The sequence below is a fragment of the Paenibacillus sp. GXUN7292 genome (genome assembly GCF_050864975.1).
Taxonomy (GTDB): Bacteria; Bacillota; Bacilli; order Paenibacillales; family Paenibacillaceae; genus Pristimantibacillus.
The window spans coordinates 71,270-80,926 of record NZ_JBOZWO010000031.1 but is presented as its reverse complement, the minus strand read 5'-3'; the positions used below and the strand labels follow the sequence as shown (position 1 = coordinate 80,926).

Annotated in this window: 7 protein-coding genes; 2 read left to right on the top strand and 5 right to left on the bottom strand. The window is 44.3% G+C overall.

Annotated features, from left to right (window positions below; genetic code table 11):
* Positions 1-870: 870 nt before the first annotated feature.
* The 5 genes from ACRRU2_RS21305 to ACRRU2_RS21285 all read right to left on the bottom strand — a co-directional run bounded on the left by ACRRU2_RS21305 (position 871) and on the right by ACRRU2_RS21285 (position 4,495).
* Entirely contained in the window at positions 871-1,032 is a 162-nt protein-coding gene (locus tag ACRRU2_RS21305; protein WP_331697391.1) for a hypothetical protein, read from the bottom strand.
* Positions 1,033-1,060: 28 nt separating this feature from the next.
* Positions 1,061-1,408 (bottom strand): hypothetical protein, encoded by a 348-nt coding sequence (locus ACRRU2_RS21300; protein WP_432504832.1) that lies wholly within the window; start codon positions 1,406-1,408, stop codon positions 1,061-1,063.
* Positions 1,409-1,614: 206 nt separating this feature from the next.
* The gene (locus ACRRU2_RS21295) at positions 1,615-2,532 is read right to left on the bottom strand and encodes an aldo/keto reductase (protein ID WP_432504829.1); all 918 of its coding nucleotides are present in this window, start codon (positions 2,530-2,532) and stop codon (positions 1,615-1,617) included.
* A gap of 109 nt (positions 2,533-2,641) precedes the next feature.
* Entirely contained in the window at positions 2,642-3,610 is a 969-nt protein-coding gene (locus ACRRU2_RS21290; protein WP_331697388.1) for a metallophosphoesterase family protein, read from the bottom strand.
* A gap of 93 nt (positions 3,611-3,703) precedes the next feature.
* Complete coding sequence (locus ACRRU2_RS21285; protein WP_432504825.1) at positions 3,704-4,495, bottom strand: EamA family transporter; 792 nt, start codon at positions 4,493-4,495, stop codon at positions 3,704-3,706.
* 415 nt (positions 4,496-4,910) lie between these two features.
* Here ACRRU2_RS21285 and ACRRU2_RS21280 point away from each other — a divergent pair, with 415 nt between their 5' ends.
* Positions 4,911-5,519: a carbohydrate binding domain-containing protein gene (locus ACRRU2_RS21280; protein WP_432504823.1), complete on the top strand. Its 609-nt coding sequence runs from the start codon at positions 4,911-4,913 to the stop codon at positions 5,517-5,519.
* Positions 5,420-9,223 (top strand): polysaccharide lyase family 8 super-sandwich domain-containing protein, encoded by a 3,804-nt coding sequence (locus ACRRU2_RS21275; RefSeq protein WP_432504835.1) that lies wholly within the window; start codon positions 5,420-5,422, stop codon positions 9,221-9,223. Before ACRRU2_RS21280 ends, ACRRU2_RS21275 begins: the two co-directional genes overlap by 100 nt.
* Positions 9,224-9,657 lie beyond the last annotated feature (434 nt).

The window sequence follows — 9,657 nt, the reverse complement described above, 5'->3', positions numbered from 1 at the left end:
CTGGATAAATAGTAACAAGGGTTCTCCCTGAATGGACAAGCCGATGTGGCAGGTACGCGTTGTAGATGTGAAGCGTCGAACGGTTCTGTATGAAAATTCATATACATTTGTGCTTTTTGGGACAATTCAGGGTATTGTATATGAAAATTCATATACAATTGTGTTTTTTGAGACATTTTAGCGTATTGTATATGAAAATTCATATACATTGAGCCGTTTTAAGGAAGTTCCGACCAATTGTGTATGAAAATTCATATACAATTGTGTTTTTTTAGACATTTCAGCGTATTGTATATGAAAATTCATATACAATTATGCTTTTTGGGACAATTCAGGGTATTGTATATGAAAATTCATATACATTGTGCCGTTTTGTTGTAGCACTGAGTTATGTCCATTAGCACTGACCGTTTCTGTATGATATTTTTAATAAAATTGTTACCTAATGCTTCGTTTAAAGTAACTCAAAATGAGCGAAAACCTGCCAGACAACATTATTGGGACAAAAGACACTTAAAATTGCATACGCAAACACTGAGACAACAAAAGATCGCCTCCCATGTCTGATTATTGAGATGGGGGCGATTTTCCTATATTTCCAGCACATTTGTGCTCGTTCCATGAAACCGAGGATACTACAGTATCGGAATCAACCGGAAATTACATTTTTGCAAAAGTTGATGATCAATGGAAAGTGTTCCGTTCTTTTTAATGGCGTAGAAAAAGGGCATCCCGTCATATTCATGACGTATGGGATAGCCCTTCGTTAAAAATATAGGATTGTATAAGATCTCATTATATACCTGTTCCTATATTTCACTGAGAAACGGCACATCCTTAACCAAGGATGTGCCGCGTTTCTTCTTGGAGTCAATGTGAGGTTGTTTTGTTACGGTTTTTCGCATCCTGGTGACGACGGTCCATCTTATCCTGCTGCAATTGCTGTGCATGGTGGCTGTTTACAACAGTTTGCTCCAAATCATCGACAACGCCGCTTAAGTTTTGATCAGGATTGTCTTTTGCTTTTTCCATAATATAAACCGCTCCTTTCTAATTGCAATTATGCATGTGTAACGGTATGGAGTGCTTGCGCGCACTCGCGAATATGGCGCATATAATCATCAATTAATTGCTGGATCGTGTCTTGATGCTCGTCGATCGAACGTCCGGCTTCTTCCACATCTATAAAATCTACCTTTATTTCACGGCTATCCACGTATTCGACTCTGAAGTCAAAGCTGTACAGTTGATGACCAGCTGTTTCGATCGTAACACGCAAGGCTTTATTATCTGCTCCATCTGCAATGACAGTAGCGCTGTCCGTTTCTGGAATTAAAGAAGGCAATGTTTTTTGCCAAGCCTCCACTAGCTGCTGCTGATTAATACGCAATTCATCCTGTTTGCTCATCCTTTTCCACCTCCATGACGATAATATGCGGCTATAAGTCCTTTTTTATGTAAGCATTGCATCGTATAATGCAATAAAAAAAGAGCTCCAAGGCTAAGTTAGGCCTGGAACTCCTTTAACTGTTCTTCTATTTCCTTAAGAAAAGATGTGCGCTTTGGCTGGGAAGCCAAGGCGTTGTCTCATAATTGGGGTTTTTAGGTTAAGGTTTACGGCAAAATATTGCCTGCAGCAAGGTAAATGGAGTACCATTCCTCGCGTGACAAGCGAATTTCGCTGGCCTTACAGCAATCCAGCAAGCGCTGGATATTCATTGTGCCGATAACCGGCTGCATATTGGCTGGATGGCGCAACAGCCAAGCGATGGCAATCGTCGTATTGCTGACATTGTATTTCTCAGCGATTTCATCAATCTTTTTATTAAGCTCCGGGAATTTATCGCTGCCAAGAAAAACACCATCGAAAAAGCCGTATTGGAATGGCGACCATGGCTGAATCGTAATATCATTCAAACGGCAGAAATCGAGCACGCCTCCATCGCGATGGACAGCCGCCTCATTTTCCATGTTGACATTGAAGCCGCTCGTTATCATAGTCGCATTTGTAATGCTGAGCTGAAGCTGGTTAGCTACAATAGGCTGCTTCACTGCTTTTTTAAGCAATTGGATTTGCATAGGCGATTGGTTGGAGACGCCGAAATGACGTACTTTGCCAGAGCTCTCCAATTGATCGAAAGCTTCAGCCACTTCCTCGGGCTCTACTAACGTATCAGGACGATGCAGCAGCAAAACATCCAGGTAGTCTGTATTTAGACGCTTTAATATACCATCCACAGAGGCAATAATATGCTCTTTGGAGAAATCGAACATCCCTTTGCGAATGCCGCACTTGGATTGAATAATTATTTTTTCTCGAATATCGTCATTCATATGTATCGCTTTAGCAAAAATTTCTTCACTAGCGCCGCCGCCGTAAATATCTGCATGGTCAAAAAAGTTTGCGCCTGCTTCAAGCGCAGCTTGAACAAATTGTTCGGCCTGAGCATGCTCCAGCGAATTAATGCGCATACAGCCTACTGCAATGACAGGCACTTCTAGTGTGCTGGTTCCGAGCTTTATCGTTCTCATCAAATAAGCCTCCCTTATTCATTATAATCCTAGGATAGCATTAAGCATGTACGGCTATTATAGTCGCAAAAAAACAGTCCCGCAATAAGTGCGAAGACTGTTTTTGAAGTTATGCATGCTCATGCTCAGGAAGATGCTCGGGCTGCTGTTTAATAACGGAGCCGTCAGCAAGTCTCAGCCATGATTCGAGCTTCCGTGTTCCTTCCGTCAATCGAATGACGCGCCCGCCTCGCAGCATGCCTTCTTTTCCATAGGTGCTATAGCCTGTTGCTCGGCCGTAATAGAGCTGGATGCCATGGTGTGTGCCAAAGAAATCATTCACATGGTCATGGCCGCAGAACGTTGCCATTACATCTCCCTGCTCCAGCATAGCTGAGAAAAATCCAGACTGGATACGGGATGCGCATATGTGTTCATTTTTTTGACCGTAACAGACATTTGTGCGCCACATCATTTCGTACTCAATAAGCGGGATATGGAAAAATGCAAGGGCAGGCAAAGGCTGGCCGTTGTTTCTGGCTTTCCATTCTCTCGATTGCTCTCTGTACCACGCAATTTGGCTTTGGCGAATCCAGTCGTAGCCGTCGACATCAGGATGCTCGGAGTAGGCTCCGGAATCTAAACCATACAGAAGCGCAGCAGTGCTTGCACCATTAGAGCCAGCAATAGGGAGGACATAATTGCCAACACCATTAATATGCTCAGGACCTGGTTCAGAAAGGTTGAATGTCTGCGCTAAAACCTCCGTCATCAGCTGTTCTCTCGTAATTTCGTATTCTGTATCATGATTGCCAAATACAAGCGCCCAAGGTATTTTTCTTTCTTCTACGGCATGAACGGCTTCACGCAATGAGCGGTAAGGATCCTCGCAGCTGCTTGATCCATCTTTATTTTTGCACGCATATATAGTATCTCCCGTAAACATGACAAAATCAGGCTGCTCCGCATCCAGCACCTGCTCCATAGCAGCTCTCGACTGCCTATCTGTTTCGTTTCCATTTTGCCAGTGAATATCTGTGAATTGCACGATTGTAAAAGTTCCGTCTTTGCGAAATTGAAGTGAGTTGACTTGTTTCAATTTTAATACCCCCGTTTCTTTTCGAAATATAAGAATTAATATAATAAGTTTTAATTACTTATCGGCGAAGCCGTTTATCCTTGAAAATAAAAGTTATGTGAAAGAAGCGATGATAATTATACCGATAACTACAGCTATTGATGCTGTTATTCTACGTAAGCCTTGAGATTCCTTCAAAACAAACAGCCCAAGAAACGTGCCAAATACAATGCCTACCTCACGAAGAGGCGCCACCATGGATACGGCTGAGTTTTGCGCTGCCAATAGGAAAAGAAAATAGGAGCCTGGCGATAGAATCGCGCCTAGCCAAATAATATTGCTGTGTTTGCGTATAACCTGCTTGAGTCGATTACGCTGCAGCACAGATGGTGTCAAACCGAGCAAAAAGCCGATATTGGTTACTTCCAGCAAGGCGAGCGGTGAAATAAATTGAAGATTTGCTTTATCAATGATCGTGTAGGTTGTAATACATAAGCCTACAGAAACGGCAAGCAGTATTGGTTTTAATGCTGCCCGATTGTTAGCAAAGGCCGAAATTGGTCCAAGCATTATGAAAAAGCCCGCAAGCATGCAAAGTATTCCGACCCAGCCCCATACAGGCAAGGCTTCACCTAACAATAAAACGCCGAACGTCGGTGTCAGCAGTGTTGGTGTCCCTCTCATAATCGGATAAACCTGAGATAAATCTCCTGCCGTATACGTGTAGCTTAACAACGCGGCATACAGGCTCTGCATAACTAGGGATGCTCCCAGCAATGCCCATTCTTTGGGACTATAAGAGGCTGCGAGCAGCTCGGAAACAAGAAGCGGCGCCAGCACAATTGTTGCAGGTGCATAGATGGCCCATAGAAATACGGCTTTGTCTGTACTTTGTTTGGTAAACAAATTCCAGACGGCGTGCGCGAGGCCGGAGCATAATACAAGAATTAAAGATAGTACAAGGATGAGAAGTCACACTCCTTTGATGAAATAAAGAAAGAAAAAAACCACACAAAAACAATTAAAAACAACCAAATTCAATATAACACGCCATGCTTTGTTTACACAATATTAAAATGGCGTAAGTCAAAGAAGATTTTTAATCTTGCAAATATAGAAATTAGTTTATAGCAATAATCACGGCATTCTCAATTTCTGTGAATGCAAAGTAAAGAAAAGATTAGTCATTATTAAAATATGAATAGTCAGGCGATTGTTAAATATATACAAGGGGAATAACCGCTTACTATTATGTAGCTTAGAAGTCGCCTGCAACTTTTGTAAGCGCTTCAATTATTTCGAGTGTAAATGGGGGGATTATATGCGAAGTAAAGTAAGTTTATTAGTCGTTGTATCATTGTTGGTTAGCTTTTTTCACCAATCGCCGACAGTGAAGGTTGTACATGCCGCTGAAATAACGGAAAACGTCATTCCTAATCCGGGATTTGAGCAAATAACTGCTAATGCGGCTTGGTTAAATGGCGAAGGAGCTGCAGGCTGGGGGATTTGGTTTGCTACGTCAGGAGGAGTCGTTTCCGTAGATAAGGAGACGAAGTATGGTGACAATCAGTCGCTCAAAATTACACACCCAGTCAGTACAGCAAGAACGAATGTTTCTGTAGATAATGGGGTGCCGATCCATGCAGGCGAGACCTATAAATTGAGTGCGTGGATTAAGACAGATCAAGTATCAAACAATGGATTAGTGTTCCGAAGCTACTATTATAAGGATAATGTAAAGGATTCGAACGGCCCATCACAAAAGCTGACAGGCACAAACGATTGGCAGCTTGTAGAGCTGATTGCGGAAGCGCCTGCCAATGTCAATATATTGCGTGTAGAATTTATGCTGGAGACCCTACGAAGAGAAAGTCTCTGGGCAATTATCAAGAAACAGGCGCCAACCTGCTGGATAAGGCGATTGCGGTAACGATTAGAGGAATTGTAGGGAAATCCGTCTTCAAGGTCATTCAAGGTTCAACCGCTATTGGTCCAGAGTACGCCTATGTAAAAGCGGGGGACGGCGTATATGAGGACGGCTCGCTTGTACAGCATACGAATATCGCTTATACAGGCGGTTACGGTTCAGTATGGCTGACGAACACAGCTGACATGATGTATGTGCTCAAAGACAGCCCTTGGGAAATTTCAGATCCGCAGGTCAATCATGTGTTTGAATGGATTTTTCAGACTTATGAGCCGGTTATTTATAAAGGATTAATGCTTGATATGGTCAATGGACGCGGTATATCGCGCGAAGCCGCAGGCAGTGCCAAGGGGACGATTCTAAGTATTATGCGCCTTGCGGAATCTGCTCCGGATTCGATGTCGCTGGCTATGAAACGCATGGTAAAAGAATGGGTCAGCTACGCCTTGCAAAGCGAGGATTACTACAGTACGATGTCTATTTTTGATATTGTTCGATTGAAAGCGATTATGAATGATCCTGCAATAGAACGCCGCGGTGAACTGGTGCGCAGTCGTGTGTATGCAGGAATGGATCGTGCGATTCATGCTATGGACAACTACAGCTTTGGCGTCAGCATGTTCTCGAATCGCATTTCGGCCTTTGAATATGGGAATGGTGAGAATAAAAAGGGATGGTACACCGGTATGGGGATGACCTACCTTTATAATGATGATTTATTACAGTACCGCGATGATTTTTGGCCGACTGTGGACGCTTACCGTTTGGCAGGAACAACGACTGATGGCTCCTACAAAGCGCCTGTTGCCTGGGCTTCCTATTATAATCCGCGCGAATGGGTTGGCGGGTCATCACTAGAGCAGCTGTACAGTGCGGTTGGTATGGATTTCTCATTGAAGGGCAGTACAGGCAGCTCGCTTGAAGGCAAGAAATCCTGGTTTATGTTTGATAACGAAATAGTCGCGCTCGGTTCAGGTATTACCGGTGGCGATGGCAGAGAAGTAGAAACGATTATCGATAACCGTAAAATAAAAGATGATGCCAGCAATCGCTTTACAGTAGATGATCAGGTACAGGATTTGACCGCTAATGCTTGGGAGGAAACTAAAGATGCTGTACGCTGGGCGCATTTGACAGGTAATGCGGCAGGCAGTGACGTTGGGTACTACTTCCCGGAAACGTCCGAAGCCGCGGCAATCAAGCTGAAGCGCGAGCAGCGTGAAGGCTCCTGGCAGGAAATCAATGATGGACAGGCTGCAGACCGCCGTACGAAAAATTACGTCAGCTTGGCATTCGAGCATGGAAAAAACCCGCATAATGAAAGCTATGCTTATGTTTTGCTGCCGAATAAGGATGCGCAGGCAACGAAACAATACAGCATATCGCCAGATGTGGAAATCGTGAGCATGACTAATCAATTGCATGCAGTGAAGGAAAAGGCGCTCGGCATTACAGCGTATAACTTCTTTGCTGCGGCGCAGCATGATTATGTGCGTACAGCACAGCCTGCATCGGTAATCATACAGGAAAAAGGAAATCAATTGACTTTATCGATTGCCGATCCTACTCAGAAGCAGGACAAGATTCTGCTTGAGCTTGGAAAAGAGGTTACTGGTCTTATTAGCAAGGATGATACGGTACGCATCGTACAATCGTCTCCTTATTTAAAGCTGGAGGTTCATACAGCCGGATCGGTTGGGACAAGCCATACGATTAAGCTTTCATACAAACAAGATAACAATGTGCCTCTTGAAGAGGAAGAGCCTGCTATTAAAATTTCTGTAAGCGAAGATGCTTATGTCAATGCTGGTGATTCCGCGAATAAAAATTTCGGTTCTGTGGGTTATTTAAATATTAAAAACGGACAGGGCAATTATTTGCGCGAAGTATTATTGAAGTATGACATTAGCGAGCTAACGGATATGGATGCGGTCGATACAGTCAAGCTGTTTGTCTATAGCCGAATTAATGACAGCCGCGGCGGCTCCTCGGATATTGGCGTATATAAGACAGATCACAATTGGGATGAGCATACGGTTACATGGGATACAAAGCCGGCCTTTGGCCAGTTGGCAGACGGCATTGCTTTTACAACGGAGCAAAAGTGGCGGGCATTCGATGTGACAGAGGCTGTAAAATCTATGACAGACTTGGAGCAGCCAATCAGCTTGGCACTCAAGCAGCTGACAACAGATCTCAGCGCTGACATACGCAGCAAGGAAAATGAGAATGGTATTTATAGGTCCTATTTGGAAGTGAAGCTTAAGAAGGTTGAGCCGGTAATGGAGGAGCTTTTAGTAACGGCTCCGTCTGCTTTGTTGGCTGGTGAATCGGCGGCAGTAGCGGTTATCGGCCGTTTCAGCAATGACTCACGAACGATACTGACAGAAGGATTAAGCTACGAGAGCAGCAATGACGCTGTAGCTTCTATTACGACTGCGGGTATGCTGCAGACGCACGCGCCCGGAAATACTGTTATTACAATTAAATATGGCGCGCTTACGAAACAGATTAGTGTACAAGTAAAAACAAAAGAATCACCGTATCCGCCGATTATACCTTCAGTGCCAAGCGAGCCTTCGCTACAGCCGGGTCAGCTTGTTATAACAAAAGAGTTGCTGGAGCGGGCGAAGCTAGCGGATGGCAAGCTGCTTCTGGAGATCGATGATGCGGTTGAGCGAATCGATGTGGAATTAGATCGTGCAGCGGGATTAGACAAACAAGATTTAATGATACAAGCGCCTAATGTACAAATGATGCTTCCTGCAGGATGGTTATCTCAATGGAGCAAAAGTGGAACAGGAAAGGCCGACAAGGTTTCTTTGACAATTGAAAATGCAAACAATAACACTTGGGAAAATATACAGTCAGCGGAAGCGAAGCGGCTATATGCGGCCATTACGTCAGCGGCAGCTCCGATCCTTGTAAAAGCTGCCTGGATCGAAAAAGACGGTCAAATAACGGAAATAACAAGCTTTACGTCGCTGATTATTATCTTTTTTGAAACAGCAGAGGCGATGGACCGTCAATTAACAGCTGTATATCGGATTACTGAACAAGGCGAGTTGGAATATGTCGGCGGCAAATGGATAGGCGGCAAACTGCAGGCTGAAGTAAACCAGCCGGGAGAATATATCGCATTATCTTTTGAGAAGAAGTTTTCCGATATTGCCGATTCGCACTGGGCAGCAGCGGTAGTGAAGCAGCTGGCTGCTAAACAGCTAATTCAAGGCGTATCCATAGACAGGTTTCAGCCGGAGCGCTCGGTCACACGCGCAGAATTTACCGCGCTGCTTGTAAGAATGCTGAATATACCGCAGGCAGCTGAAATCAGCTTTACCGATGTACTCGCCACTGATTGGCATGCCTATGAGATTGCCCTTGCTGTTCAGGCGGGTATTGTGCAAGGAACGGGCAATGCGCATTTTAAACCGGATGCAGCAATTACACGCCAAGAGATGGCTGCTATGCTGGTTAGGGCATACGAGTATAAGACGAAGCAGAAGCTGGATAAGACAGTGATGCCTGACTTTAAGGATACGCAGCAGGTTCCGCAGTGGGCAGGCACAGCTATTGGACATGCTCAGAAGCTTGGCTTCATACAAGGGCGTGGAGATGGCTTGTTCCACCCGGCTGGACAAGGCACGAGAGCAGAAAGCGCTATGCTGATTTGGAGGTTTTTAGAAATCTCTGATAAGACCAAATGAGCATTTATTCACAAATAGCGACTCTACAGTGGGTGTCGATTAATTGTGGGCAACTATTGATAAGTAATGATAAAGGGGGAACGGAGAGCAAGAATGGGAATGGAGAAGCGGCAGCGTCCGCCTTTGTAGGCCAATTTGATCCATTGCAGGGGTTATTTAATCAGAAAAATTGAACTACAACAGCGGTCGGAATCCCAATCTTGATCGTTAGTGGCACCCCTTTTTATTGCTTGTTGCACTATCTACAATTAATCGACAGTCTCAAACGGCAGCCTAACCGAGGAAATTTACGCGTTTTCTCAAGAAAAATGAATGAAGTAAAGAAATGCGAATGACCGTTTCTGCAGAAATGTATACGATTTCAAATGTTCAAAATATACAGCTCGCCGCGCGTCTTCTAGTATGGAATCTAAGATGCAGCTGATCGCGGCAAG

What these genes read in the sequence shown, in the direction of transcription:
- ACRRU2_RS21305 (WP_331697391.1), bottom strand. Translation starts at nt 1,032, where the DNA reads ATGGAAAAAGCAAAAGACAATCCTGATCAAAACTTAAGCGGCGTTGTC.
- ACRRU2_RS21280 (WP_432504823.1), top strand. Translation starts at nt 4,911, where the DNA reads ATGCGAAGTAAAGTAAGTTTATTAGTCGTTGTATCATTGTTGGTTAGC.
- ACRRU2_RS21300 (WP_432504832.1), bottom strand. Translation starts at nt 1,408, where the DNA reads ATGAGCAAACAGGATGAATTGCGTATTAATCAGCAGCAGCTAGTGGAG.
- ACRRU2_RS21295 (WP_432504829.1), bottom strand. Translation starts at nt 2,532, where the DNA reads ATGAGAACGATAAAGCTCGGAACCAGCACACTAGAAGTGCCTGTCATT.